The sequence below is a fragment of the Paraburkholderia sp. BL6665CI2N2 genome, assembly GCF_004366535.1.
In the GTDB taxonomy this organism is placed as follows: domain Bacteria; phylum Pseudomonadota; class Gammaproteobacteria; order Burkholderiales; family Burkholderiaceae; genus Paraburkholderia.
This window is the reverse complement of record NZ_SORC01000001.1, coordinates 4,785,753-4,812,393: the sequence shown is the minus strand read 5'-3', so window position 1 is coordinate 4,812,393 and position 26,641 is coordinate 4,785,753. Positions and strand designations below refer to the sequence as shown.

Sequence of the window (26,641 nt, the reverse complement as noted above, 5' to 3'; positions counted from 1 at the left end):
GTTTGAGATGGAGCGGGCGGGGTGCCGCAAAACAAACGATTATAAACGTTCAGCGCAGTGGACGGCGGCGCGTCGCGGTTTCGGTGTCCCCGAATGATAAAATCCGCGGATGAAAAAACTCGTCATCCTGATTTCCGGACGGGGAAGCAACATGGAAGCCATCGTTCGAGCCTGCTCGAACGAGGCCTGGCCGGCGCAAGTCGCCGCCGTGATTGCCAACCGTCCTGATGCCGCGGGCCTTGCGTTCGCGGCATCGCACGGCATTGCCACGGCGGTGGTCGACCACCGCCAGTTTCCCGACCGCGACAGCTTCGACACCGCGCTGGCCGAACAAATCGATAGTTTTGCGCCCGACCTGGTCGTGCTTGCTGGATTCATGCGGGTGCTGACGGCCGGTTTCGTCGATCATTACGCCGGGCGCATGCTGAACGTGCATCCGTCGCTGCTGCCGAGCTTTCCGGGCCTGAAAACCCATCAGCAGGCGCTCGACGCGGGCGTGCGGCTGCACGGCGCGTCCGTGCATTTTGTGACGTCGCAACTGGATCACGGGCCGATCGTCGCGCAGGCGGCGGTGCCCGTCGAGACGGGCGACACCCCCGCCATGCTCGCCGAACGCGTGCTGGCAACCGAACACATCATTTATCCACGCGCGGTGCGCTGGTTCGTCGAAGGGCGCCTTGCTCTGGACGGCCTGCGCGTCACGCTTACGCCGCCGGAGCCGCAATGGCTCTTTGCCGGTCACACCGCCGGAGAGGGCGCATGAGATTGCATGGTTTTTTGATTGGACAAACTGAGACTTTGTTGGCTGAAGTCCTAAAACTGACCGGCCCGGCCGATGCCACCACCAGCCGTTTCTTCCGCGCTCATCCGAAGCTCGGGCACGGCGAGCGCGGCGTGATCGCCGAGGCCGTTTTCGCGGTGCTGCGCCGCCGGATGGAGTTCGCCCATCTGGCCGAAGGCGGCGCGGGCAGCCCGGCGCGCCGCATGGCATTGCTCGGCCTGATGCAGACGGCGGGGCGCAATGCGCTCAAGCCGTTCGTGTCGGAACAGGAGTTGAGCTGGCTCGAACATGTGTCGAAGATCGACCCGGAAAGCCTGCCGCTGCGGATTCGCCTGAATCTGCCTGACTGGATTTATCAGGCGCTGGCCAAGCGTTTCGAACCCGCCGAACTGGCGCAACTCGCCGCGGCGCTGAACTACCCGGCGCCGCTGGATCTGCGCGCAAACCCGATCAAGGCCAGCCGCGACGACGTGTTGAACGCGCTGTCGAAGGCCGGCATCGAGGGCGGCGCGACACCGTTCGCACCGTTCGGCGTGCGCGTGGTCGGCAAGCCGCCGCTCACCAAACTCGACGCGTTCCAGCACGGCTGGGTCGAAGTGCAGGATGAAGGCAGCCAGTTGCTGTGCTCGCTGGTCGCGCCCAAACGCGGCGAGATGATCGTCGACTTCTGCGCCGGCGCAGGCGGCAAGACGCTGGCGCTGGGCGCGGCAATGCGCTCCACCGGACGGCTGTACGCCTTCGATATCTCCGAGCGGCGTCTCGCCAAGCTCAAGCCGCGGCTTGCGCGCAGTGGTCTGTCGAACGTGAACCCGGTGCTGATCGACAGCGAACACGACGCCAAGATCAAGCGGCTCGCCGGCAAGATCGACCGCGTGCTGGTCGACGCGCCGTGCAGCGGCTTGGGCACGCTGCGCCGTAATCCGGATCTGAAGTGGCGCCAGTCGCCGGAATCGGTGGCCGAACTGGCGCCGAAGCAGGCATCGATTCTGGCCAGTGCGGCGCGGCTGGTGAAAAAGGGCGGGCGGCTCGTCTATGCCACCTGCTCGATCCTGGAAGCGGAAAACGAAGCCGTGGTGCAGCAATTCCTCGCCGACCATCCGGATTTCGCTCTGGTGCCTGCGCGCGACGTCCTGGCCGAGCAGCGTATCGATCTGGAAATGGGCGATTACCTGTCGCTGTGGCCGCACCGCCACGCGACCGACGGCTTCTTCGCCGCCGTGCTGGAACGCCAGAGCTAAGCGCAACAGGCTTTTGCCGGCGCATCCGGGTTCGATTCATCAACCTGTCCGTGCGTCGGCGATTGCGGCGACATCATGCAAAACCGTCTCTTCCCTCATATGTTCAGCGACCTCGGGCGCGACTTCGGTCAGCCCGTGATGCTGTGGCAGGTCGGCGTGCTGGCCGCGACCCTCGCGGGCGCCTGGCTGCTCGCGAGCGTGTTGCGCCGCGCGTTGGATCTACGCCGCCAGACGCGTTACCAGACACTGCGCTTCGGCGCGGAAAGCCTGAATCGCGCGTTCTTTCCGCTGATCGGCGCGGTCCTCGTGTGGCTTGCACGGTCGATCACCGGCCAGTTCATGCACACCGCGCTGCTCGATCTGGCTTTGGTGCCGCTGTTTGGCATCGGCTTGATTTACATCGTATTTTTCTTCGCGCGACGGGTTTTCAGTCACGACGGCGAGACGCATCCGCTGCTTTTCCTCGTCGAGAAAATCGTCTCGGCGGTAGTCTGGGTCGGCATGGTGCTCACAGTCATGGGCATTCAGGACGACGTTGTCGCGTGGGCGGCCGGCGTGCATTTCAGCGTCGCCAACGCGCATCTGACGCTGCTCTCGCTCATCTCGGGTCTGCTGTGGGTGTGCGTGACGATGATCGTCGCGATGTGGCTCGGCGCCACGTTCGAAGACCGCCTGATGCGCTCGAAGACGCTCGACGCCAACCTGAAGGTCGTGGTGGCGCGGGTCGGCCGGGCGGCGTTCGTGCTGGCGGCGGTGCTGATCAGCCTGTCGCTGGTCGGGATCGACATCACCGTGCTGGGCGTGTTCGGCGGCGCGTTGGGTGTCGGGCTCGGCTTCGGCCTGCAGAAGATCGCGAGCAACTATGTGTCGGGCTTCATCATCCTGATCGACCGCTCGCTGCGTATCGGCGACACGATCAACGTAAGCGGTCTGCAAGGCATGGTGACGCAGATCCGCACGCGCTACACGGTGGTGCGCGGGCTGGACGGCATCGAAACGCTGATTCCGAACGAAAAGCTGATTACGGACGTGGTGCAGAACCAGTCGTCTTACCTGACGCGCGGCCACGCGAAGGCGGCCGTGCAGGTGGCCTACACGTGCGACGTCGACCAGGCCATGACCCTGCTTGCCCAAGCCGCGCAGGGCGTGCCGCGGGTGCTGCAGGAGCCGGCGCCGACGGCGTATCTGGCGGGTTTCGGCTCGGATGGTATCAACCTCGAACTGGGCTTCTGGATCGAGGATGCGGCGACCGGCACTTCGGGCGTGCGCTCGGCGGTCAACCGCAATATCTGGCGTCTGTTCTCCGAACACGACATCGCCATTCCGTTCGCGCAACGCGAAGTTCGAATCGTCGGCAATGTCAGCGACGTTATGCCGCAGTCGGTAACAATGACCGCCGCGGCAGTCAATCCGTCCGACAGCACCCGCTGACGGGCACTCTACGCGCGCCGACGGGTCTATCGGAGACCTTTTGCGCGTTCCATCTGTTGATCCCGCACAAAAAATCCCTATTTGTTACAAACACTTGGAACGCTTCAAGTAGAATACCGTCCAATCCCGCTGTATGCTTTCACTTTCTTGACGCGCGCATTTTGCGTGTGTCTCGTGTCTCTCGTTCCACAGGTAAATTGCCTTGTTGAATTCTTTGCTCGACTTCCTTGCCCACGGTCTGTTGCACTTCTCGTGGTGGCAACTTGTGCTGTACACGGCGATCGCGACGCACATCACGATCATCGGCGTGACGGTCTATCTGCATCGCTGCCAGGCGCACCGCGCGCTGGAGCTGCATCCGATCGTCAGTCATTTTTTCCGTTTCTGGCTGTGGATGACCACGGGCATGTTGACCGGCCAATGGGCCGCGATTCACCGTAAGCACCACGCCAAGTGCGAGACCGAAGAAGATCCGCACAGCCCGCAAACGCGCGGTATCTGGAAGGTGCTGCTCGAAGGCGCGGAACTGTATCGCGTCGAAGCGAAAAACGAAGAAACCATGCGCAAGTTCAGTCACGGCACGCCGAACGACTGGATGGAACGCAACGTGTACACCAAGTACCCGATCCTCGGCGTGAGCCTGATGATGGTGCTAAACGTCGCGCTGTTCGGCGTCGTCGGTCTGACCATCTGGGCCGTGCAAATGGTGTGGATCCCGTTCTGGGCCGCCGGCGTAGTGAACGGTCTCGCGCACTTCTGGGGCTATCGCAACTTCAACTCGTCGGATGCGAGCACCAACATCTTCCCGTGGGGCATCATCATCGGCGGTGAAGAGTTGCATAACAATCACCACACGTATGCGACTTCGGCCAAGCTGTCGAACAAATGGTACGAGTTCGACATTGGCTGGATGTATATCCGCATCATGTCGGCATTCCGTCTGGCCAAGGTGAAGAAGGTCGCGCCCACGCCGCGTCTGACCACCGGCAAGCTGGTGCTCGATCAGGACACGCTGCAAGCCGTGCTGGCCAACCGCTACGAAGTGATGGCGCGTTACGGCAAGGCGCTCAAGCGCGCCTATCGTCAGGAACTGGCGCATTTGAAGGAAGTCGGCGCGCGCGAGAAGTATCAGGTCATGCGTGGTGCGCGTAGCTGGTTCCACAAAGAAGAAGCAGGTCTGGACGAGCCGCAGAAACGCCAGCTGCCGCAAATCTTCGCGAACAGCCAGAAGCTCAAGACCTACATCGACATGCGCAATGAGCTCGCCGCCATGTGGGAGCGCTCGAATGCATCGCGCGATCAGTTGCTGATCCAGTTGCAGGACTGGTGTCACCGCGCTGAGCAGAGCGGTATTAAAGCGCTGCAAGAGTTTGCGATGCGACTGCGTCGTTATGCCTGATAGCGAAATCCATTAAAATCTCTGTACGTCACAAAACCCCGCGTTGGCGGGGTTTTGCTTTTTGGGCCGCGGAAACTGCAACGACACGCGATTGACAGTCCGCGGCGGCAGAGCGAAGGCAGAGGAGATCATGGATCAGCAGGCGATCAGGACCGTCGAATACGACCGGCCGCAGGCGCAGGGCACGACCTGCGGAATCGGGCAGGCGTGGGCGAAGGTGCCGGACATGCCGTCGGCGGAAGAGAAGGTAGCGCTGAAGGCACGTATCCGCGCATTGCTCGAGCGCGAGAAAGCGGTGCTTGTCGCGCACTATTATGTCGATGCGGAATTGCAGGAACTGGCCGACGAGACCGGCGGCTGCGTGGCCGACTCGCTGGAAATGGCGCGCTTCGGGCGCGATCATGCTGCGCAGACGCTAGTCGTCGCGGGCGTGCGCTTCATGGGCGAGACGGCAAAAATCCTCAGTCCCGACAAGCGCATTCTGATGCCGGATCTCGATGCGACCTGTTCGCTCGATCTCGGCTGCCCGGCCGACGAATTCTCCGCTTTCTGCGACGCGCACCCGGACCGCACGGTGGTCGTGTACGCGAACACGAGTGCGGCGGTGAAGGCGCGTGCGGATTGGATGGTGACGTCGTCGATCGGTCTGGAAATCGTTGCTGATCTGCACGCGCGCGGCGAAAAGATCATCTGGGCGCCGGATCGGCACCTGGGCAGCTATATCCAGAACAAGACCGGTGCGGACATGCTGCTGTGGCAAGGTTCGTGTCTGGTGCACGACGAGTTCAAAGGTATCGAACTCGACCTGCTACGCGCCGAATATCCGGGCGCCAAAGTGTTGGTGCACCCGGAGTCGCCGGCTAATGTGGTCGCGCAAGCGGACGTGGTGGGATCGACCACCCAGTTGATCGACGCGGCGCAAAAACTCGACGCGACGCACTTCATCGTGGCGACCGATCTCGGCATTCTGCACAAGATGCAGCTCGCCGCGCCCGGCAAGACCTTGATTGCCGCGCCGACGGCCGGCAACAGCGCGACCTGCAAGAGCTGCGCGCATTGCCCGTGGATGGCAATGAACGGCCTCGCGAATCTGGCCGAGGTGCTCGAGCGCGGCCACAACGAAATTTTCGTCGATCGTGCGATCGGCGAGCGGGCGCGTTTGCCGATCGACCGGATGCTGGACTTCGCGGCGCGCCATAAGAAGCGCGTGCGGGCAAGCGGCGATCTCGCGCGCGACACGCAACTGTATTCGAATGTGGGGGCGGCTTAATGGGCGCGGTAGAAGGCAACAAGCTCGAAGCGGTGTCGCCGCTGTTCGCTGAAATTTACGCGCAATACGGCGCGGCGTTTGACGCCGCGCTGGCGCGCAACGTGACCGATGCACTGGCCGAAGATATCGGCGCGGGTGACCAGACGGGCCGCCTCGTTCCCGCGGACGACGTGCGCGATGCACGCATCATCGTGCGCGAAGATGCGGTGCTGTGCGGGGTGCCGTGGTTTGAAGCGGTGATGCGCCAGGTCGATCCGCGTATCGAAGTCCAGTGGCGTTATCGCGAAGGCGAACTGATGTCGGCCAATTCAACGGTCTGTGAAATGCGCGGCCCCGTTCGCGCGTTGTTGACCGCGGAACGCAACGCGCTGAACTTCCTGCAATTACTGTCGGGCGTGGCGAGCGCGACGCGCCGCTATGTCGATGCCGTCGCGCATACGCGAACGCGCATTCTCGACACGCGCAAGACCTTGCCGGGCTTGCGGCTCGCGCAGAAGTACGCGGTGCGCGTGGGCGGTGGAGCGAACCAACGGCTCGCGCTGTACGACGGTATTCTCATCAAGGAAAACCACATTGCCGCGGCCGGCGGTGTGGGCGCGGCAATGGACGCGGCGCTGGCGCTGAATGCTGGCGTGTCGATCCAGATCGAAGTCGAGACGCTCGAGCAATTGGAAACGGCGCTGGCTCATCGCGCGCAATCCATTCTGCTGGACAATTTCTCATTCGATGCCATGCGAGATGCCGTGGACATCACGGCGGGGCGAGCAGTGCTGGAGGTATCGGGCGGCGTGAACTTCGACACGGTGCGCACGATTGCGGAAACCGGCGTCGATCGCGTGTCGATCGGTGCGCTGACCAAAGACGTCCGCGCAACGGATTACTCGATGCGAATCGTCTGACGCCCAGGCTCGCAACCATTCATGTCCAATCGGACAAAAGGCCATCGCCGGATCATTTCGGCGATGGCCTTTTCGTTTCAGCTTGTCTCGATCACACGTTGCGATTGCGCACATGCTCAGGCGAAAGCACGGTCGGCAGCGCCTTGGGCAAGGTCGCCGGCCAGTCACGGCTGAAGTGCAGGCCGCGACTCTCGCGCCGCGAACGCGCGCCTTCGACGATCAGGGAAGCCACGTCGACCAGATTGCGCAATTCGAGCAGGTCGCGGCTCACCTTGAAGTTCGCGTAATACTCGTGGATCTCGTCGCGCAGCAGGGCGATCCGGTGCTTCGCTCGCGCGAGCCGCTTGTCGGTCCGTACGATACCGACGTAATTCCACATCAGGCGGCGCAGTTCGTCCCAGTTGTGCGCGACCACGACTTCTTCGTCGGGATCGGACACGCGGCTTTCGTCCCAGTCCGGCAGCGGGGCGTGGACGGCGGCACTAAACCCTTCTTCTTCGATAGCCTGCGCCGCGGAGAGGCCGATCACGAGGCACTCCAGCAACGAATTGCTGGCCAACCGGTTCGCGCCATGAAGGCCCGTGCATGACGTCTCGCCGACCGCGTAGAGGCCCGCGAGATCCGTGCGGCCGGCCAGATCGGTGACGACGCCGCCACACGTGTAGTGTGCGGCCGGCACGACCGGAATGCCTTCTTTGGTGATATCGATGCCGAATTCCTGGCAGCGCGCCAGAATCGTCGGGAAGTGTTCGCGCAAGAATTCGGGCGACTGATGGCTAATGTCGAGATACACACAGTCGATGCCGCGCTTCTTGATTTCGAAGTCGATCGCCCGCGCGACGATATCGCGCGGCGCGAGTTCAGCGCGTTCGTCGTGATTCGGCATGAAGCGCGTGCCGTCCGGCAATTTGAGAATGCCGCCTTCGCCGCGCACCGCTTCTGAAATCAGGAATGATTTTGCATACGGATGGAACAGGCAGGTCGGATGGAACTGGATGAATTCCATGTTCGACACGCGGCAACCAGCCCGCCACGCCATCGCGATGCCGTCGCCCGTCGCAGTGTCGGGATTCGTGGTGTAGAGATAGACCTTGCCCGCGCCGCCGGTGGCAAGCACGGTATGCGGTGCTTCGATCGTGACTGTGCGCCCGCTTTGCAGATCCAGCGCGTACAGGCCGTGACAACGCCGACCCGGCAAGCCGAGGCGGTCGGACGTGATCAGGTCGATGGCGTAGTGATCTTCGAGCAGCGTGATGTTCGGGTGGCGGCGCACGCGCTCGCTGAGCGTGGCCACCACGGCATGGCCGGTTGCATCTGCCGCATGAATGATCCGGCGATGGCTATGGCCGCCTTCGCGCGTGAGGTGGAAGCCGAGCTCGGCGGCGTCGTCTTTGGTGAACGGCACGCCTTGCGCGATCAACCATTCGATCGCCGCGCGACCATGTTCGACAATGAAACGCGTGGCTGCTTCGTCGCAAAGACCGCCGCCGGCGATCAGCGTGTCGCGTACGTGATTTTCGATGCTATCCGCCGAATCCAGAACTGCGGCGATGCCGCCTTGCGCCCAGTCGCTTGCGCCTTCAGTCATCGATCGCTTGGCGACCACCGCTACACGACGTGTTTCCGCCAGATTGAGCGCGACGCTCAAACCAGCCAGACCGCTACCGACAATCGCCACATCGAATTCCATTGCCTACATCTCCGTCTTTTCGTTTTGCGGTGACGGCGTGCCATTCGCTCGCCGCTAAAACGAGAAAGGATACGCGCCACAATGGATGAGGGAAAGCTGGCCGAATGGCATAAGACTATTTGTTGAGCGAATATGCATCGACAGCCGCACACATGCAAAAACAAGTGCTCGCCGAAAACAAAAAAGCCCCGCACGAATGCGAGGCTTTTTGCATGTCTTTGCCTTCGTCAGGCAGGAGCCAAGATTTATTTGATCTTGGTTTCCTTGTACTCAACGTGCTTACGGACGACCGGATCAAACTTCTTGATCAGCATCTTTTCCGGCATGTTGCGTTTGTTCTTCGTCGTCGTGTAGAAGTGACCCGTGCCTGCGGTCGATTCCAACTTGATCTTGTCGCGTGCGCCTTTTGCCATGATTTACTCCTTAGGCTTCGCCGCGTGCGCGCAGATCTGCGAGCACGGAGTCGATACCGTTCTTGTCAATCAAGCGCAGACCAGCGTTCGAAATGCGCAGACGCACGAAACGGTTTTCGCTTTCCACCCAGATACGGCGGCTTTGCAGGTTCGGCAGGAACCGGCGCTTGGTTTTGTTGTTCGCGTGGGAAACGTTGTTGCCGCTCATCGGCGCTTTCCCAGTTACTTGGCATACGCGTGCCATGAGAGCACTCCTAATACGCTAATTCTGAGTTCGAACGCCGTGAAAGTTTCCCGAAAAGACTCGCGCTGAGCTTGTTGACACAACTCTAGGCACGTTTCCTTTCCGGAACGCCTTGGTGGCTTCGGAACAGGGGGTTGGAAATAGGCAAACCGGAATTATAGCGGAAAAAAAGCCGCAAAATCAAACCTTATTTGCGATGCCGGACCCGCCGTGGCATCTGCGCGACCCTGATTCGCGCCTTCTCACGGCCAGCCGGCGCGGGCAAACGAGTAAACGCTGTCGACGCCGACAACCAGATGATCGATCAGTTGCACGTCGATCAGTGTCAGGGCGTCGCGTAACGTATGCGTCAGACGGTGGTCGCTTGCGCTCGGCTGGACGGCGCCGGATGGGTGATTGTGCGCGACGATCAGGCTGGCCGCGTTCAGGCTCAGCGCGCGCCGCACGATCTCCCGTGGATACACGGCCATGCGCGTGAGCGTGCCGTGCGCGCTTTCCTCGCAGTGTATCAGCCGATGCCGCGCGTCAAGGAAGAGCGAGACGAAAACCTCCAGCGGACGCCCGCCGATGCGCAGACGCAGGTAATTTTCCACGGCTTCGGGTGAATTCAACAGCGAGCGCGAGCGCAGCTTGTCCACTAACGAACGGCGCGCCATTTCCATGATGGCGAGCAATTGCGCTTTTTTCGCCGGGCCGATGCCGCGCAGGCCGTCGAAATCCGTGTAGGTCGCGTCGAGCATGGCGCGCAGCGAGCCAAAACGGTCCAGCAACTCACGCGCGACGCTGAAGACGTCGTGACCGGGCAGGCCGGAGCCGAGTATCAGCACGATCATTTCGGTATCCGACAACGCGCCGGGACCTTTTTTCAGCAACCGCTCGCGCGGCATATCGTCTTTAAGCCATTTGCCCCGCAGAAGCGGCGAGGGCGATGGTGCGCCGCAAGCCGTTCCCTTGGGCGGCTGCGACTCGGTGGCGGGCGCCTCGAGGGCTGCCTCGTCAAACAGGGTGGCGTCATCTGCCATATATAGAGTGTCCTCCGCTTCGGGTTCTGGGCGCCACGACGCAAGCCGCCGCTCGCCATGTGGCTTACAATAGACGCTTTGCGCACGGCACCCGACGGTTTGCCACACGCGTCGACTGCGCCAGCGGCGCACGCGTGCAGCGCGCTTCGACTGAGCGAGCATTGCATGAGCATCATCGACATTTCCGAAGTGAAACCCGGTTCACATGTGACGCTTCACTACCGGCTTTCCCTTGCCGATGGCGCCGAAGTCATCAATACATTTAACGACAAACCGGCCACGCTGCTGCTGGGCGCGGGCCAACTGGCGCCGCCGCTGGAAGATATTCTGCTTGGTTTGAAGGTGGGCCACCATTCGACCTTTCAGCTAACGCCGGGGCAGGCGTTCGGTCCCCGCAATCCGGAATTGATCCAGCGCGTGTCGCTGGCCACGCTGCGGGAAAACAGCATGATCGGGGAGGATTTTTCGCCGGGCGACCTGGTCGAATTCAACGCACCGGGCGGCGGCCGCTACGCCGGCGTCCTGAAAGAAGTCGGTGAAACCTCGGCTCTGTTCGATTTCAACCACCCGCTTGCCGGCCAGGCGCTGGCGTTTGAAGTGAAAATCATCGGGATTCTGTAAACATGAGCACCACGGATACGACTCTTGCTGAAACCGAGATCCTGCTGGCGCAGCCGCGCGGGTTCTGCGCCGGCGTCGACCGGGCTATCGAGATCGTCGAGCGAGCCATCAAGTTGCACGGCTCGCCGATCTACGTTCGTCACGAAATCGTCCATAACGCCTACGTCGTCGAGGATCTGCGCAAAAAAGGCGCGATCTTCATCGAGCGGCTGGAGGAAGTGCCGGCCGGCAATACCGTCATTTTCAGCGCGCACGGCGTGTCGAAGGCCGTGCGTTCGGAAGCCGAGTCGCGCGGGTTGCGCGTGTACGACGCGACGTGTCCGCTCGTGACCAAGGTGCATATCGAAGTCGCGAAGATGCGTCAGGACGGCTTCGACATCGTAATGATCGGCCACAAGGGCCATCCTGAAGTCGAAGGCACGATGGGGCAGGCGGGCGAGGGCATGCATCTGGTGGAAGACATCGAAGACGTGCAGGCCTTGCAACTGGCCGATCCCGAGCGGATTGCCTTCGTTACGCAAACCACGCTCTCGGTCGACGACGCCGCCGAGATCATCGGCGCGTTGAAGGCCAAATACCCGGCCATCCGCGAGCCGAAGAAGCAGGACATCTGCTACGCCACACAAAACCGTCAGGATGCGGTGAAGTTCATGGCGCCGCAGTGCGACGTCGTGATCGTGGTCGGCAGTCCAAATAGTTCGAATTCCAACCGGCTGCGCGAACTGGCCGAAAAGCTTGGCGTGCGTGCCTATATGGTGGACTCGCCCGATCAGATCGATCCGGTCTGGGTCGAAGGCAAGCGCCGCATCGGCGTGACGGCCGGGGCTTCGGCGCCGGAAGTGCTGGCGCAGGCGGTGATCGCCCGGTTGCGTGAACTCGGCGTGCGCAACGTGCGCGCGCTGGACGGCATCGAGGAAAACATCGCGTTTCCGTTGCCGCGCGGGTTGGGTTTGCCGGCCTGACAATCTGCCAACTGCTGAAAGAAAAGCGCGCCCGAGGGCGCGCTTTTTTTATCTCCAGCCGTCATCAAGCTTATCCAGAATAAAGTGCCAGATCACAAGAAAGTGCTGGTTTTGGCGTCTGCACGCACAAATTTTTTTGAAAAGTGATCCGGTTTTTTATAGATTTATATGTGATGCGGCCCCGTTTTATATGACTTAAAGCAGTCGGCGGTTTTTTGACGCACTAAGATAGTGCGTGTGTCGCCATACTCACTAAAACGTAATACCTAAGGCGAAGCGTGCTGTAACCGGGGCTCGGCGGAATTCGCCGCAACACTTGATGCCATTGGGTGCGACGCTGGTGCAACTGATGCACGGAAAACTATCGCAACCGGGTTGCGCCTTTTAGGGGATTTCGCTCTCAAAATAAGGTTGCAATGCAGGAAAACCCTGCCGGTTCAACAATATTGCCCGTCGCAAAATTGGAGTTACAATGCGCGCGTTCTCAAGGCCTTAGGGCCCTGAACGATAGTTTCTGGAAGGTGCGGGAGACCTACTTAATGCGAGTCAGATTTGCTTACGCCGTGTCCATCGCGGCCGCGGTTGCGATGTTGACCGCGTGCGGCAAGAAACAGGATGGCGAGGCGGGAGCGGGTGCGTCGGCGGCTACGGTCGCGGCGGCGCCGGCGAGCGAAGCGACTGTCGTGAAGATCGGTCATGCGGCCCCGTTGACCGGGCCCATTGCTCATCTTGGCAAAGACAATGAAAACGGCGCGCGTTTGGCGGTCGATGAAATCAACACCCAGGGTTTGACTATCGACGGCCGCAAGATCCAGCTGGAGCTCGACGCGCAAGATGACGCCGGGGACCCGAAAACGGGCACGGCGGTCGCTGAAAGATTCGTCGACGATCATGTCGTCGCCGTGGTCGGCCACTTGAATTCTGGCGTCTCGTTCCCGGCGTCCAAGATATATAGCGATGCCGGGATCCTGGAAATCTCGCCGTCGTCGACGAACCCGGGGTACACGCAACAAGGTTTCAAGACGACTTATCGCGTGGTGGCGACCGATGCCCAGCAGGGGCCGGCGCTTGCCAATTACGCAACGAAAGTGCTCAACGCGAAACGCATTGCGATCGTCGACGACTCGAGCGTCTACGGCAAGGGTTTGGCCGACGAGTTCGCGAAGACAGTGCAGGCGAGCGGGGCAAAGATCGTTGCGCGCGAAACCACGAATGACAGGGCTACGGAGTTTCAGGCCGTCCTTAAAAAGATCAAGCGTGTTCAGCCGGACGTGATCATGTTCGGCGGCATGGACGCAACGGGCGGGCCGTTTACCAAACAGGCGGCGGCGCTCGGTATCAGGGCAAAAATCCTTGGCGGCGACGGTGTGTGTACCGACAAGGTGGGTGAGCTGGCGGGAACCGCCGTGCAAAACCTGGTCTGTTCGGAGGCGGGACTTGCGCTTTCGAAAATGGACAAGGGAGCGGACTTCGAAAAGAAGTACGTGGACCGCTTCCACACACCGGTGCAGATTTACGCGCCGTTCACGTATGACGCTGTGTACGTGATTGTCGATGCAATGAAGCGCGCTAATTCGATCGAGGCGCCCAAGGTGCTGGCTGCGATGCCGTCGACTGATTACAACGGGGTAATCGGTCACATCGCGTTCGACGACAAGGGTGATTTGAAAGAGGGCGCCATTACGCTTTACGACTTCAAGGACGGCAAAAAAGCGGTTCTCGACGTCGTGAAGATGTGATGACGGGACGTTCAGCCTGACGGCACCGAAACCACCCAACGGTGCCGTTTTTGCATCCGCCGAAGGCAAGCCCGCGACTGTCATCCAGTCGCCAAGGTGAACCGGCAGCGGATAACCCTTACCGGTCTTTTACATCAGTACCCGCAGTGCCGTTGAGATTGGCGTACCGCATCACCGCCCACCGGCTGATGAAGAACGCGAATCCAGTCGCACGGGCTAAGGAGCATTAAATGGATATTTTCATCCAGCAGGTCCTCAACGGGCTGGTGCTTGGCAGCGTTTACGCCATCATCGCACTGGGCTATACGATGGTTTACGGCATCCTGGGCATCATCAACTTCGCTCACGGCGATGTGTTGATGGTGGGCGCGATGGTTGCGCTTTCAGCCATAGGCGTGCTTCAGAACCACTTCCCCGGCCTCGGCAATGTGCCGACGCTCATCATCGCGCTGATCATCGCGGCCATTGTGTGCGCGGCGGTCGGCTACACGATCGAGCGCGTGGCCTACCGGCCGTTGCGCAAAGCGCCGCGTCTCGCCCCGCTGATCACCGCGATCGGCGTGTCGATCCTGCTGCAAACCCTCGCGATGATGATCTGGTCGCGCAACCCGCTGCCGTTCCCGCAGCTGTTGCCCACCGACCCGCTGAACGTGATCAAGGCCACCGACACGACGCCTGGCGCCGTGATCTCGATGACTGAAATCGTGATCATCGTGGTGGCGTTCCTCGTGATGGGCGGCCTGCTGCTGCTGGTCCACAAGACCAAGCTCGGCCGCGCGATGCGAGCTATCGCTGAAAACCCGGGCAATGCCTCGCTGATGGGCGTGAACCCGAACTTCGTGATCTCGGCCACCTTTATGATCGGCTCGGCGCTCGCCGCATTGGCCGGCGTGATGATCGCGTCGGAATACGGCAACGCACACTTCTACATGGGCTTCATCCCCGGCCTGAAGGCCTTTACCGCAGCGGTGCTCGGCGGTATCGGCAATCTCGGCGGCGCGATGGTGGGCGGCGTGATTCTTGGGCTGATCGAACAGTTGGGCGCCGGCTATATCGGCAACCTCACTGGCGGTGTGTTCGGCAGTAACTATCAGGACGTGTTCGCTTTCATCGTGCTGATCATCGTGCTGGTGTTCCGTCCGTCGGGCCTGCTTGGCGAACGTGTTGCGGATCGCGCCTGATCCCGGGAGAAAACAGACATGACCTCAATTCAACCGATCGAGCCGTCCACGACGCTCATCCCTGAAAAGAACCTGACGAAGACGCTAACCGTCGGCATCATCACCGCGATCTTCGTGATCGCGGCACCGATGATCATCGGCACCGCGGGCGGCAACTACTGGGTCCGCGTGCTCGACTTCGCGATGCTGTACGTGATGCTCGCGCTCGGCCTCAATGTGGTGGTCGGTTTCGCCGGCCTGCTGGACTTGGGCTACATCGCGTTCTACGCGGTCGGCGCTTACACGTCCGCGCTGCTGAGTTCGCCGCATCTGTCCTCGCAGTTCGAGTGGATCGCGCATCTCGCGCCAAATGGCCTGCACGTGCCGTTCCTGATCATCGTGCCGTGCGCGATGGCCGTCGCCGCGTTCTTCGGCGTGATTCTCGGCGCACCGACGCTGCGTCTGCGCGGCGACTACCTCGCCATCGTGACGTTGGGCTTCGGGGAAATCGTGCGGATCTTCCTGAACAACCTCGACCGTCCGGTGAACATTACCAACGGCCCGAAGGGGATCACGGGGATCGACCCGGTGCACGTCGGCGACTTCAGCCTCGCGCAAACGCACTCGCTGTTCGGCTTCCAGTTCCCGTCGGTGTACTCGTACTACTACCTGTTCGTGCTCGCCGCGTTGCTGGTGATCTGGGTGTGTACGCGCCTGCAGCACTCGCGTATCGGCCGCGCGTGGGCCGCGATCCGCGAAGACGAAATCGCCGCCAAGGCGATGGGCATCAACACCCGCAACGTGAAGCTGCTGGCCTTTGCGATGGGCGCGTCGTTCGGCGGCCTGTCGGGCGCGATGTTCGGCTCGTTCCAGGGCTTCGTGTCGCCGGAATCGTTCACGCTGCCGGAGTCGATCGTGGTGCTGGCGTGCGTGGTGCTGGGCGGCATGGGCCACATTCCGGGCGTGATTCTCGGCGCGGTTCTGCTCGCGGTGCTGCCGGAATTCCTGCGCTCGACGATGGGCCCGCTGCAGAACATGGTGTTCGGCCATGAAATCGTCGATACGGAAGTGATCCGTCAGCTGGTCTACGCACTCGCGATGGTGCTGATCATGCTGTACCGCTCGGAAGGCTTGTGGCCGTCGCCCAAGCATGAAGACAAGATCGCGAAACTGTCGAAGCGCAGCGGCAAGAAGCCGGTGCGCGCCTAAGCACCGCCGGAGAAAAAACATGAGCGATAACATTCGACTGTCGGTGAAAGGGGTCAACAAACGCTTCGGCGGTTTGCAGGCGCTGTCCGACGTCGGGCTTGAAATCAAGTCCGGCCAGATTTACGGTCTGATCGGCCCGAACGGCGCCGGCAAGACGACCTTCTTCAACGTGATCACGGGCCTGTACACGCCGGATTCGGGCGAGTTCAAGCTCGACGGCGAGAACTACACGCCGACCGCGGTGTATCAGGTGGCGAAAGCCGGCATCGCGCGCACGTTCCAGAACATCCGTCTGTTCGGCGGCATGACCGCGCTGGAAAACGTGATGGTCGGGCGCCACGTGCGCACCAAGCACGGCCTGCTGGGCGCGGTGTTCCAGACGCCGGCCGAGCGCAAGGAGGAGCGCGAGATCAAGGAACGCGCGATCGAATTGCTGGAGTACGTGGGCATTGCGCAGTACGCGGACTACACGTCGCGCAACCTGTCGTACGGCCATCAGCGTCGACTGGAAATCGCGCGCGCGCTGGCAACCGATCCGAAGCTGCTCGCGCTGGACGAACCGGCCGCCGGCATGAACGCGACGGAAAAGGTCGAGCTGACCAAGCTGCTCGACAAGATCCGCGCGGACGGCAAGACGATTCTGCTGATCGAGCACGATGTGAAGCTCGTGATGGGTCTGTGCAACCAGATGACGGTGCTCGACTACGGCAAGGTGATTGCGCAAGGTCTGCCGCAGGACGTGCAGAAGGATCCGAAGGTGATCGAAGCTTATCTGGGTGCGGGGGTCCACTAATGGCTACAGCAATGTTGAAAATCAAGGGCCTGCAGGTCAATTACGGCGGCATCCAGGCAGTCAAGGGGATCGACCTCGAGGTCGCGCAGGGCGAGCTGGTCACGCTGATCGGCGCGAACGGCGCGGGCAAGACCACAACGATGAAGGCGATCACCGGTCTCAAGCCGTACACGATCGGCGACATCGAGTACATGGGCGAGTCGATCAAGGGCGTGCCGCCGCATCTGCTGCTCAAGAAGGGTCTCGCGATGGTGCCGGAAGGGCGCGGCATCTTCGCGCGCATGTCGATCGTCGAGAACATGCAGATGGGCGCTTATCTGCGTACGGATACGGACGGCATCAAGGCGGACGTGGATCGCATGTTCGGCTTCTTCCCGCGTCTGAAAGAACGTGCGGCGCAGTACGCCGGCACGCTTTCGGGCGGCGAACAGCAAATGCTGGCGATGGCGCGCGCGATCATCTCGCGTCCGAAGCTGTTGCTGCTGGACGAGCCGTCGATGGGTCTGTCGCCGATCATGGTCGAGAAGATCTTCGAAGTGGTGCGGGCGATCTCGGCTGAAGGCATGACAGTGCTGCTGGTCGAACAGAACGCGCGTCTCGCGCTGCAGGCGGCGAATCGCGGCTACGTGATGGACTCGGGTCTGGTCACGATGTCGGGTGACGCGAAGCAGATGCTGGATGATCCGAAGGTGCGGGCGGCGTATTTGGGTGAATGAGTTGGGTGAATAAGCCCGTTTAGTTTGCTCTGCCTACGAAAAAGGCCGCATGCGCGAAAGCGCATGCGGCCTTTGTCTATTTGGCGTGGCTCGAATCAGGCGGCAGGCACCGCGTCCGCAAATTCACCCAGACGCTTGCCGAGGCTGATCACTGCATCGGCGCGATAACCGAGCGCCTCATAAAACGCGCGGACGTCGGCTTTCGCGGACAACACCTGCAGATTCAGCTTCGGACAGCCTCGCTCCGTCAACGCGTTTTCGACATGGGTGACGAGCCGCGTGCCGATCCCGTGACGACGCAGCGACTCATCCACCGCGAGCGAATACAGCCAGCCGCGGTGGCCGTCATAGCCGCCCATCACCGTGCCGACGATGCGCTCGCCGAGCACCGCGACAAAGAACAGTTCCGGCTGCGTCGCCAGCTTGTTGGCGATCGACAGATGCGGATTGCGCTGCGGCCTCGTGGCGTCCCGGTACTCGGGGAAGGCTTGCTGCCACAGTGCGACCACGGCATCGGTGTCGCTCGCTTCGAAGCGGCGGATCGATAGCGTTGCGCTCGTCGTCATAGGCGCGGTCCTGTTCGGTTACAGCGTGTCGAGAATCGAACGCAACATCGCCATCATCTGGTCGATTTCTTCATTCGTCACGTTCAGCGCCGGCATGAAGCGCAGCAGGGTCGGACGCGCCGCGTTCAGCAACAGGCCGTCGGGCTGCATGTCGCGCGCCTTTTCGACGATCTGGTTGCCGATGTCCTTGCCGAGCAGCAGCGCGCGCAGCAGCCCTTCACCACGTTCGCCCTTGAAGCCTCGCTCTTCCGACAGCTCCAGCAGCTTCGCGCACAGATACTCGCCGCGCGCCCGCACGCCTTCGAGGAAGCCCGGCGCCGTGAGTTGCGAAATCACCGAGTAGCCGACTGCGGTCATCAGCGGATTGCCGTTGTAGGTGCCGCCCTGGTCGCCCGCTTCGAATATGGCGACCTCCGCCTTCGAGAGCAGTGCCGCGAGCGGCACGCCGCCGCCGATGCCCTTGCCGAGCGTCATGATGTCCGGCTCGATGCCCGACAGTTCGTACGCGAACAGCGTGCCGGCACGGCCGCAGCCGCTTTGGACTTCATCGACGATCAGCAACAGGTTGTGTTTCTTCGTCAACTCGCGCAGTTGCTGCATGAACTCGCGGGTGGCGGGAATCACGCCGCCTTCGCCCTGAATCGGTTCGAGCATCACGGCGACGGTTTTCGCGTTGATCAGTTTTTCCACCGACGCGATGTCGTTCAGGTCCGCCTTCGGAAAGCCCGGCACTTGCGGAGCGTAGATCGTGTCCCAGCCCGGCTTGCCGCTCGCCGACATGGTGGCGAGCGTGCGGCCGTGGAAGCTGTGATCGAACGTGATGATCTCGAACGCGCCGTCCTTGAATTTCTTGCCCCACTTGCGGGCGAGCTTGATCGCGCCTTCGTTGGCTTCGGCGCCGCTGTTCGCGAAGAACACTTTGTCGAAGCAGCTATGTTGCGTGAGCAGGCCGGCGAGTTGCGCCATCGGCTGGTTGTAGAAAGCCGGCGATGGGTTGATCAGCAATTGCGCCTGCTTGTTCAGCGCTTCGATCATGCCGTCATTGCAATGGCCGAGGCTGTTGACCGCCCAACCCTGGATGAAGTCCAGATATCGCTTGCCGTTGTTGTCGTAGAGCCACGAGCCTTTGCCGTGCGTGAAAACGATTTCGGGCCGGTTCGTGATGTACATCAGCGACTCGATCGGATATTCATTGAAATTCATGACGGCAGGCTCCAGACAGCAGGGGTCAAAGGTAGATGAAGATTGGCCAACTACGAACCAGCGGCCGAAAAACAGAAAAGCCACGGCATGCCGTGGCTTTCATGATTCGAACAGCTCGCGCCCTGGTGCAGCGCGAATCCGTGACGAAGCCAGCGGCGTCCCTAGGGGAGCGGCGAGCGGCGACGTCGAAGTTCGGATGGGATGCGGTTCATGCGCGAAAGAATACGACAAGGAAAGCGCTGGTGTAAACCGTGAATTTGCGTCGGACGGCGTCGAAACGGATTTTTGTGCGTCAGCCATCATGCCGACACGTTGTTCAGGCGCGGCCTGACCGATTGCTCGATCACGCCGCCGCTCACATCAAACCGCGTTCGCCAGATCCGCTGCGCTCGTGAACGAATCCGCGTAAAACTCGTCTTCCGGCAGAGCGTGATGCTGCGTGAAATCGCGCTGCGCCGACTCGACCATCACCGGCGCGCCGCACGCATACACCTGATATGCCGACAGATCCGGCAGATCTTCGATCACCGCGCGATGCACGAAACCGACGCGGCCCGTCCATGCATCGCTCGCGTCCGGTTCCGAGAGCACCGGCACGAACTTGAAGTTCGGAATCTCGCGCGCCCATTGTTCGGCCAGTTCGAGCAGATACAGATCCTTCTTGCGACGTGCGCCCCAGTAGAGCGTCATCGGCCGGTTCAGGTTCTTGAACACCGCGTGCTCGACGATCGCCTTTAGCGGCGCGAAGCCCGTGCCCGACGCAAGCAGCACGATCGGCTTGTCCGAATCTTCGCGCAGGAAGAACGTGCCGAGCGGCGCTTCGAAGCGCAGGATGTCGCGCTCCTTCATGGTGTTGAACACGTGATCGGTGAAAGCGCCGCCGGGCATGTGACGAATGTGCAATTCGATCGGGCCTTCCGCGTGGGGCGCATTCGCCATCGAATAGCTGCGGCGCTTGCCGTCTTTCAGAATGAATTCGAGGTACTGACCGGCGAGATACTGCAGACGCTCATTGGCGGGCAGTTGCAGCTTCAGCACGACGACGTCGTCGGCCTTGCGCTCGATCGCGTTCACGCGGCAGGGCAGCTTCTTGACCTGCACGTCGCCGACGCCCGCCACTTCGCGGATGTCCACCTCGAGATCGGTGCAAGCGGTCGCGCAGCAAAAGAGCGCCATGCCGCGCGTCTTTTCGTCGTTCGACAAAGCCGACGACGAATGCGGACGCTGCTCGATTTCTCCACTGATCACGGTGCCCTTGCACGAACCGCAAGCGCCGTTCTTGCAGCCGTATGGCAGGCCGATGCCCTGACGCAAGGCGGCGCTGAGCACCGGTTCGTCCTGTTCTACCTGAAACTGCCGGCCGCTTTGCCGGAGCGTGACGTTAAATGCCATAAAGTGTTCGAAATCGAAAAGTCGGTAATCGTTATCGGACCCGCGTGATCGGACCCGGCGTGTCAAGCGCGCGGTACGTGCCGCGCTTGACGGCTACAATGCGTCCACCATGAAAGCGACACGAAACTTCCGCCGGCCGCGCGTGTTAATCGTAGGTTGCGGCGATGTCGGCATGCGCTGCGTGCCCTTGCTACGGCCACGCGCGCATGTCTTCGCGCTGACCAGCCACGCCGGGCGGTGCGCCGAATTGCGCGCCGCGGGCGTCACGCCGCTGGTCGGCGATCTCGACGTACGCGGCAGCTTGAAACGGGTGGCGGGCCTCGCACCGACGGTGCTGCATCTCGCCCCGCCGCAGAAAACTGGCGACGACGACCGCCGTACCCGTGCGTTGCTCGCTACTTTAAGCACGCGCCGCGCTTCAGCGCGGGCCGCCGTGGCGCCTAAAGTCTCGCCGGTAGGGCGGTTGCGCCAACTTCGTGCCTCGTGGGCGGAATCTGGAACAGCCAATATTGTACCCGACGGGGTGCGCCGGACCGCCGGTTCGCGTGCACCCGTGCGCCTTGTGTACGCGAGCACGACGGGCGTCTATGGCGACTGCGGCGGCGCGTGGATCGACGAAACCCACGCGACGAAGGCCGCCAACCCGCGCGCCAGGCGGCGCGTCTCGGCCGAGCGGCAATTGCGGCGCGCGAACGCGCGCGGCAGCGTCGCGGCGAGCATCGCGCGGATTCCGGGCATTTATGCGGGCAACCGCCTGCCGTTCGCGCGGCTCGAAAAGCGCACGCCGGCCCTGATCGATGCCGACGACGTCTACACCAATCATATTCACGCCGACGATCTGGCCGCGATCCTCGTGCGCCTCCTCACCCACGGGCGGCCGGGGCGCGTGGTGCACGCATCCGACGACACGTCGCTGAAAATGGGCGAGTACTTCGACGAGGTCGCCGACGCGTTCGGCCTCGCGCGCGCGCCGCGCATCACGCGAGCCGAAGCGGAGTCGCAGGTCGAGCCGACCTTGCTGTCGTTCATGCGTGAATCGAGGCGGTTGATAAACCGGCGTCTCAAAGAGGAATTGCGCGTGCGTCTGCGGTATCCGAGCGTGGAAGATTTTCTGCGTGAAGGCGTGAAAGGGTAGCGTGAACCGCGTTGTTGCAAGCCGCCCCACGAACCCCAGAAAGCCACGAAAAAGCGTGGCAAAAAGCCACCTCTCCAGGCATCGCCCGGAAAATCCCGCCCGCGCCGCGCTTCGCCGTATCAGCGCGGCGCGGCCTCGCGCGACCTACGTCAGCGCGGGCAATGCTTCCAGCAACAGGAAACACAGCATCGCGCCGATCAATGCGCCGATCAGGTTCGGATGATATTTATGCCGCAGCCGCATCATGACCAGCAATCCGCCGATCAGGACCAGTCCGACGCACACGAAAGCAATCATCACGGACGAAATCTGCAAACCATCGTGGATGACCATGGCGCCCCTCCTTGAACTCTTTGTAGTCTTTGTTTAAACGAGTATAGAGCGAGGTGTAAGGAAGATCATGCTGCGACGCAGCGCACACACAGGCGCTGCGCGCGTTATGTGGGCAGCCGCTCACGCGTTTTCCTGCGGCATCAAGAGTTTAAAGGGGCGCTACCGGTTTACCCGCTCCGTAAAGATCCGAGGTCGGTTTCGTCGAGCCATTGCCACGCGCCCGGCGCAAGCGTTGCGGGCAAGGCAAGTCCGCCGATCCGCTCGCGATGCAGCGCTTCGCATCGGTTGCCGGCGGCGGCGATCATCCGCTTGACCTGGTGATACTTGCCTTCCATTACGGTGAGCGCGAGCGTGTGAGCGCCGCGCGCCGCTGCGTCGACTGCGGCGATTGGTTTGGGCTCGCCGTGCAGCAGCACGCCGTCGCGTAACGCGCTCAATTGCGCGTCGTCGATCGGATGACGCGTGGTCGCGACATACACCTTCGGCACTTTGCGTTTCGGCGACGTGAAGAGGTGCACGAACTTGCCGTCGTCGGAGAGGAGCAGCAGGCCGGTGGTGTCCTGATCGAGCCGGCCCACGCATTGCACGCCGCGCTCGGCGAACTGCGGCGGCAACAGGCTGAACACGCTCAGATGATGCTGCGGATCACGCGAACACTCATAGCCCGCCGGCTTGTTCAGCAGCAGATAGGCGTGCTCGCGATACGGCCAGACGACGCCGTCCACGCTGAAGGAGAAGGTAGTGTCGCCGATGGGGAAGTCGGCGTCGGCGTCGGTGCAAACAGCGCCGCCGATGCTCACGCGCGCGTCGGCGATCAGCGCGCGGCATTGGCGGCGCGAGCCGAAACCCTGAGTGAAGAGAATGCTTTCGAGATTCATGGCGAGCGAAGAATAACACCGCAAGAAGCGGAGCGCCCGGTGCCGCGAGTCGGACGACGATGAACGCTCCAATGTCCCGTCGCCGGAGTTCATCGATGCACGCCACATCCGCCGCTTCATCCATACACCCACTGCCGGCCGCTTTTCAACGGCTCGCGTGGTCGAACCTGGTCGCACAATCCGCCGAACAGATCAGCCTCGCCGCCGCGCCACTTGTCGCGGTCTTCGCACTCGGTGCCGACGCGCGCGACACGGGTCTGCTGCAAACCGCGCAGACGCTGCCGTTCCTGTTGCTGTCGATCCCGCTCGGCGTCTGGGCTGACCGCCGCTCGCGCCGTACGTTGATGACGCTCGCTGAAAGCGTGCGCGTGATCGCCATGCTGTGCGTGCTGCTGCTCGTCATGAGCCATGCGTTGAGCTTGCCGCTTCTCGCCGCGCTCGGCTTCATCGCCGCGACCGGCACGGTGGCCTACAACGTCGCGGCGCCTTCGCTGGTGCCAGCACTCGTGCCGCGCGAAGCATATGCCAGCGCGAACGGCCGGCTGGAACTGGCGCGCAGCGTGGCCTATTCCGCGGGGCCGGCGCTCGGCGGCCTGCTGGTCGGCTGGATCGGCGCGGGTTGGGCGTATGGCTGCGCGGCCGCGCTCTCGGCGCTGGCTGTCGCGTTGCTGGCGGGCTTGCGCGAACCGCCGCGCCGTGCACTGCCGCCACGTCACTTCATGCTGGAACTGCGCGACGGTACGCGTTTCGTGCTGCGCGATGCGTTGCTGCGTCCCATGCTCGCGACCGCGGTGTTCTTCAACCTAGGCTTCTTCGTGCTGCAAGCGGTGTATGTGCCGTATGCGGTGCATCGGCTGGGCCTGAGCGCGTCGGCGGTCGGCGTGACGCTCGGCGCCTACGGTGTCGGCATGGTGTGCGGCGCGCTGGCCGCGCCCGCCATCGCGCGACGTCTCGCATTCGGCCGCGTGCTGATCATCGGGCCGTCGTGCGGATTGCTCGCGTCGCTCGTGATGGTGACAACGCTCGTTGCGCCGTCGTTCTGGTTGGCATTGCTGAGCTTCTTCCTGCTCGGCGCCGGACCGATTCTGTGGGTGGTCGGCTCGACCACGCTGCGCCAGGCGATCACACCCGAACGGATGATGGGCCGCGTCTCCGCGCTCAACAGCACCGCCACCTACGGCGCGCGGCCGCTCGGCGCATTGCTCGGTGCCGCGATCAGCGCGCGCTGGGGTATGGACGCGTGTCTCGTCGCGGCGGCGGTGGCCTTCCTCGTGCAGGCGTTGATCATCGTCATGTCGCCGGCGGCGCGGCTGGCTCGCATTCCGGAGCAAAGCGCAGCGGCGTGCTGAAAATGGATTTTCACGCGGCCGCGTCGGTGCGCGCTTGAAATGCGTCTTTTGTTCGCAGCGCGTCGGTGAAAACCCTCAAAAATGAAAATGAATTTTTTTCTGCGAGATTTCCATGTAAATATACTTTCATTCATTTTCATTACGCCAAGCGCCAGGCCGCCTCGTTCGCATGATCCGTCAACCATTCGTTGCATCCGATTCCGCCGAGCAGGCCATCGCCGCGCGCATCGCCGCGGCCATGCCGACCCTCACGCCGATCCATCGGCGCATGGGCGACTACGTGCTGGCCAATCTGTTTCGCGCGGCGACCATGCGCATCGACGAACTGGCCAGCGTGGTCGGCGCCTCGGTGGCGACGGCGAATCGCTTCGCCCGCGCGCTCGGTTTCGACGGCTATCCGCAATTCCGTGAGGCGCTGGTGCGCGGCTTCGAGGCGACGCTCGCACCGGTCGAGCGCTTGCGCAGTGCGCAGGAGTCGCTCGCAGCCGGCGACGATGTGGTCGACGCCTCGCTCGAACAGGCCGTCACAAATCTGCAAGCCACCCGCACGGCAATCGACGGCGCGGCCGCCGAAGCTGCCGTCGAAGCGATCATCGCCGCGCGCCGCGTTTTCGTGCTCGGCTTCGGCGCCAGTGCGTTTCTCGCGGGTCTGATGGAACACGGCTTGATGCCGTATCACGACAACGTCCAGTCACTCGCGCTGATGGGCGGACCGTCGCACGCCGCGCGGCGTCTGTTTGCTTCGAACGAGGGCGATCTCGTCATCGGCATCGCTTTCCCGCGTTACGTCGAAGACACGATCGAGCTTGCGCATCGCGCGGCGGGCCGTGGCGCTCGCGTGCTCGCGCTCACCGACAGTCCGCGTTCGCCGCTCGCGCAATTCGCCGACATCTCGCTCTATGTCTGCGCGGATCGGCGGCTCGCGGCGAATGCCGATTCGGCCGTGCTCGCCGTGATCGAAGCGCTGTGCGACGCGGTGGCGTATCGCGCCAAGCGCTCGGTGAAGGCGGCCGCAGAGGTCAGCGAATTCCTGTTGCCGTGGCTCGTCGATCCGCAAACCGAGGCTACCGGCACGAACGCGCGACCCGCGCGAGGCGCGGTCCGAGCCACCCGCACTCCCCGTACTCCTCGCACTACCAAAGCCAAACGATGAACTCCAACGCAGTCATTGCCATTCATGGCGGAGCAGGGACGATCCTGCGCACGTCGATGTCAGCCAGCGCCGAAGCCGAATATCACGCCGCCTTGCACGCGGTGCTGAGCGCCGGCCAGCGCGTGCTCGCCGACGGCGGCAGCGCGCTCGATGCCGTCAGCGAGGCCGTGCGTCTGCTCGAAGATTGCCCGCTTTTCAACGCGGGCCACGGCGCGGTTTATACGGCGGCCGGCACGCATGAACTCGACGCGGCGATCATGGACGGCAGCACGCTCGAAGCCGGCGCGATCTGCTGCGTAAAGCGCGTGCGCAATCCGATTCTGGCGGCGCGCCGCGTGCTCGAACACAGCGAGCACGTGCTGTTTACCGGCGAAGGCGCGGAAGCGTTCGCCGCCGCGCAAGGACTCGAATTCGTCGAGCCGGCGTATTTCCATACTGAGGCGCGTCATCGTCAATGGCTGATCGCACGCGGTCAGCAACGCGCCATGCTAGATCACGATGGCGCGACACTGGCCGCCACTTCGTCTCCGAATGACGACAATCCCACGCCGCACGAACCGATCGATCCGAACCGCAAGTTCGGCACGGTCGGCGCGGTTGCGCTCGATCAGCACGGTCATGTGGCGGCGGCGACGTCGACGGGCGGCGTCACCAACAAGCAGGTCGGCCGGGTCGGCGACACGCCGCTGATCGGCGCGGGCTGCTACGCGGACGACGCCACCTGCGCGGTCTCGACCACCGGCTCCGGCGAAATGTTCATGCGCATGGTCGCGGCCTACGACGTCGCCGCGCAAATGGCCTACCGCAACGTGTCGTTGCAGGAAGCGGCCGACGACGTGGTGATGAACCGTCTGCCGAAGATCGACGGACGCGGCGGCCTGATCGCCGTCGATGCGCGCGGCAACGTCACGCTGCCGTTCAACACTGAAGGCATGTATCGCGGTTTCGCGCGGCTCGGCGAAGCGCCGGTGACGGCGATTTACCGCTAGTCAGTCTGCCCGCTCACAGCATGCACCCCCGTTAGCCGCGTTCGAACTCAAAGGAT

At 62.5% G+C, this 26,641-nt stretch carries 26 protein-coding genes; 17 read left to right on the top strand and 9 right to left on the bottom strand.

The annotated features are described in order from the left end of the window. The first annotated feature begins 109 nt into the window (after positions 1-109). From purN to nadC, 6 genes are all read left to right on the top strand, one after another. Entirely contained in the window at positions 110-763 is a 654-nt protein-coding gene (gene purN / locus B0G81_RS21500) for a phosphoribosylglycinamide formyltransferase (RefSeq protein ID WP_106283417.1), read from the top strand. Then, positions 760-2,019: an RsmB/NOP family class I SAM-dependent RNA methyltransferase gene (locus B0G81_RS21495; protein WP_134138277.1), complete on the top strand. Its 1,260-nt coding sequence runs from the start codon at positions 760-762 to the stop codon at positions 2,017-2,019. Before purN ends, B0G81_RS21495 begins: the two co-directional genes overlap by 4 nt. A 75-nt stretch (positions 2,020-2,094) precedes the next feature. Next, positions 2,095-3,450 carry a mechanosensitive ion channel domain-containing protein gene (locus B0G81_RS21490; RefSeq protein WP_134138276.1) on the top strand — a complete coding sequence of 452 codons (1,356 nt, stop codon included), beginning with the start codon at positions 2,095-2,097 and terminating at the stop codon, positions 3,448-3,450. Between the two features lie 202 nt (positions 3,451-3,652). Then, positions 3,653-4,849 carry a fatty acid desaturase gene (locus B0G81_RS21485; protein ID WP_106314174.1) on the top strand — a complete coding sequence of 399 codons (1,197 nt, stop codon included), beginning with the start codon at positions 3,653-3,655 and terminating at the stop codon, positions 4,847-4,849. A gap of 130 nt (positions 4,850-4,979) precedes the next feature. Beyond that, on the top strand, positions 4,980-6,119 hold the full coding sequence (gene nadA / locus B0G81_RS21480) for a quinolinate synthase NadA (protein WP_134138275.1): 1,140 nt from the start codon (positions 4,980-4,982) through the stop codon (positions 6,117-6,119). Further along, a complete protein-coding gene (gene nadC, locus B0G81_RS21475) occupies positions 6,119-7,018 on the top strand; it encodes a carboxylating nicotinate-nucleotide diphosphorylase (RefSeq protein WP_134138274.1) in 900 nt (299 codons plus the stop codon). Before nadA ends, nadC begins: the two co-directional genes overlap by 1 nt. A gap of 91 nt (positions 7,019-7,109) precedes the next feature. On the opposite strand, the gene nadB is transcribed toward nadC, so the two are convergent. From nadB to radC, 4 genes are all read right to left on the bottom strand, one after another. Next, the gene (gene nadB, locus B0G81_RS21470) at positions 7,110-8,708 is read right to left on the bottom strand and encodes an L-aspartate oxidase (protein ID WP_134138273.1); all 1,599 of its coding nucleotides are present in this window, start codon (positions 8,706-8,708) and stop codon (positions 7,110-7,112) included. A 245-nt stretch (positions 8,709-8,953) separates the two neighbouring features. Then, complete coding sequence (gene rpmG, locus B0G81_RS21465; protein ID WP_007180630.1) at positions 8,954-9,121, bottom strand: 50S ribosomal protein L33; 168 nt, start codon at positions 9,119-9,121, stop codon at positions 8,954-8,956. Positions 9,122-9,131: 10 nt separating this feature from the next. Then, entirely contained in the window at positions 9,132-9,365 is a 234-nt protein-coding gene (gene rpmB, locus B0G81_RS21460) for a 50S ribosomal protein L28 (RefSeq protein ID WP_012434114.1), read from the bottom strand. 242 nt (positions 9,366-9,607) lie between these two features. Continuing rightward, on the bottom strand, positions 9,608-10,387 hold the full coding sequence (gene radC, locus B0G81_RS21455) for a DNA repair protein RadC (protein ID WP_134138272.1): 780 nt from the start codon (positions 10,385-10,387) through the stop codon (positions 9,608-9,610). 165 nt (positions 10,388-10,552) lie between these two features. Between radC and B0G81_RS21450 the strand changes: the two genes are divergently transcribed. From B0G81_RS21450 to B0G81_RS21420, 7 genes are all read left to right on the top strand, one after another. Further along, complete coding sequence (locus B0G81_RS21450; RefSeq protein WP_106283410.1) at positions 10,553-11,008, top strand: peptidylprolyl isomerase; 456 nt, start codon at positions 10,553-10,555, stop codon at positions 11,006-11,008. Positions 11,009-11,010: 2 nt separating this feature from the next. Next, positions 11,011-11,970 (top strand): 4-hydroxy-3-methylbut-2-enyl diphosphate reductase, encoded by a 960-nt coding sequence (ispH, locus tag B0G81_RS21445; RefSeq protein ID WP_134138271.1) that lies wholly within the window; start codon positions 11,011-11,013, stop codon positions 11,968-11,970. Between the two features lie 539 nt (positions 11,971-12,509). Beyond that, on the top strand, positions 12,510-13,709 hold the full coding sequence (locus B0G81_RS21440; RefSeq protein WP_134138270.1) for a branched-chain amino acid ABC transporter substrate-binding protein: 1,200 nt from the start codon (positions 12,510-12,512) through the stop codon (positions 13,707-13,709). A 230-nt stretch (positions 13,710-13,939) separates the two neighbouring features. Then, positions 13,940-14,890: a branched-chain amino acid ABC transporter permease gene (locus tag B0G81_RS21435; protein ID WP_012434109.1), complete on the top strand. Its 951-nt coding sequence runs from the start codon at positions 13,940-13,942 to the stop codon at positions 14,888-14,890. A gap of 18 nt (positions 14,891-14,908) precedes the next feature. Continuing rightward, a complete protein-coding gene (locus B0G81_RS21430; RefSeq protein ID WP_106283407.1) occupies positions 14,909-16,078 on the top strand; it encodes an ABC transporter ATP-binding protein in 1,170 nt (389 codons plus the stop codon). Between the two features lie 19 nt (positions 16,079-16,097). Next, positions 16,098-16,871: an ABC transporter ATP-binding protein gene (locus tag B0G81_RS21425; protein ID WP_095418433.1), complete on the top strand. Its 774-nt coding sequence runs from the start codon at positions 16,098-16,100 to the stop codon at positions 16,869-16,871. Then, a complete protein-coding gene (locus tag B0G81_RS21420) occupies positions 16,871-17,587 on the top strand; it encodes an ABC transporter ATP-binding protein (protein WP_012434106.1) in 717 nt (238 codons plus the stop codon). Before B0G81_RS21425 ends, B0G81_RS21420 begins: the two co-directional genes overlap by 1 nt. 95 nt (positions 17,588-17,682) lie before the next feature. On the opposite strand, the gene B0G81_RS21415 is transcribed toward B0G81_RS21420, so the two are convergent. The 3 genes from B0G81_RS21415 to B0G81_RS21405 form a co-directional block, all read right to left on the bottom strand. Then, positions 17,683-18,153: a GNAT family acetyltransferase gene (locus B0G81_RS21415; RefSeq protein ID WP_134138269.1), complete on the bottom strand. Its 471-nt coding sequence runs from the start codon at positions 18,151-18,153 to the stop codon at positions 17,683-17,685. Positions 18,154-18,171: 18 nt separating this feature from the next. Beyond that, entirely contained in the window at positions 18,172-19,356 is a 1,185-nt protein-coding gene (locus tag B0G81_RS21410; protein ID WP_134138268.1) for an acetylornithine transaminase, read from the bottom strand. A 360-nt stretch (positions 19,357-19,716) separates the two neighbouring features. Next, positions 19,717-20,748, bottom strand: a complete 1,032-nt coding sequence (locus B0G81_RS21405; protein WP_106283403.1) for a CDP-6-deoxy-delta-3,4-glucoseen reductase — start codon at positions 20,746-20,748, stop codon at positions 19,717-19,719. Between the two features lie 109 nt (positions 20,749-20,857). Here B0G81_RS21405 and B0G81_RS21400 point away from each other — a divergent pair, with 109 nt between their 5' ends. Continuing rightward, positions 20,858-21,883, top strand: coding sequence for an NAD-dependent epimerase/dehydratase family protein (locus tag B0G81_RS21400; protein ID WP_134138267.1), 1,026 nt, complete (start codon positions 20,858-20,860; stop codon positions 21,881-21,883). Between the two features lie 144 nt (positions 21,884-22,027). On the opposite strand, the gene B0G81_RS21395 is transcribed toward B0G81_RS21400, so the two are convergent. After that, positions 22,028-22,216, bottom strand: coding sequence for a hypothetical protein (locus tag B0G81_RS21395; protein ID WP_106283401.1), 189 nt, complete (start codon positions 22,214-22,216; stop codon positions 22,028-22,030). A 167-nt stretch (positions 22,217-22,383) separates the two neighbouring features. Continuing rightward, complete coding sequence (locus B0G81_RS21390) at positions 22,384-23,094, bottom strand: 16S rRNA pseudouridine(516) synthase (protein ID WP_116119632.1); 711 nt, start codon at positions 23,092-23,094, stop codon at positions 22,384-22,386. A gap of 95 nt (positions 23,095-23,189) precedes the next feature. On the opposite strand from B0G81_RS21390, the gene B0G81_RS21385 reads away from it, so the two are divergent. The 3 genes from B0G81_RS21385 (at position 23,190) to B0G81_RS21375 (ending at position 26,585) form a co-directional block, all read left to right on the top strand. Further along, positions 23,190-24,443 (top strand): MFS transporter, encoded by a 1,254-nt coding sequence (locus B0G81_RS21385; protein ID WP_134138266.1) that lies wholly within the window; start codon positions 23,190-23,192, stop codon positions 24,441-24,443. A 169-nt stretch (positions 24,444-24,612) separates the two neighbouring features. Then, the gene (locus B0G81_RS21380; protein WP_134138265.1) at positions 24,613-25,596 is read left to right on the top strand and encodes a MurR/RpiR family transcriptional regulator; all 984 of its coding nucleotides are present in this window, start codon (positions 24,613-24,615) and stop codon (positions 25,594-25,596) included. Continuing rightward, the gene (locus tag B0G81_RS21375) at positions 25,593-26,585 is read left to right on the top strand and encodes an isoaspartyl peptidase/L-asparaginase (protein WP_134138264.1); all 993 of its coding nucleotides are present in this window, start codon (positions 25,593-25,595) and stop codon (positions 26,583-26,585) included. Before B0G81_RS21380 ends, B0G81_RS21375 begins: the two co-directional genes overlap by 4 nt. Positions 26,586-26,641 lie beyond the last annotated feature (56 nt).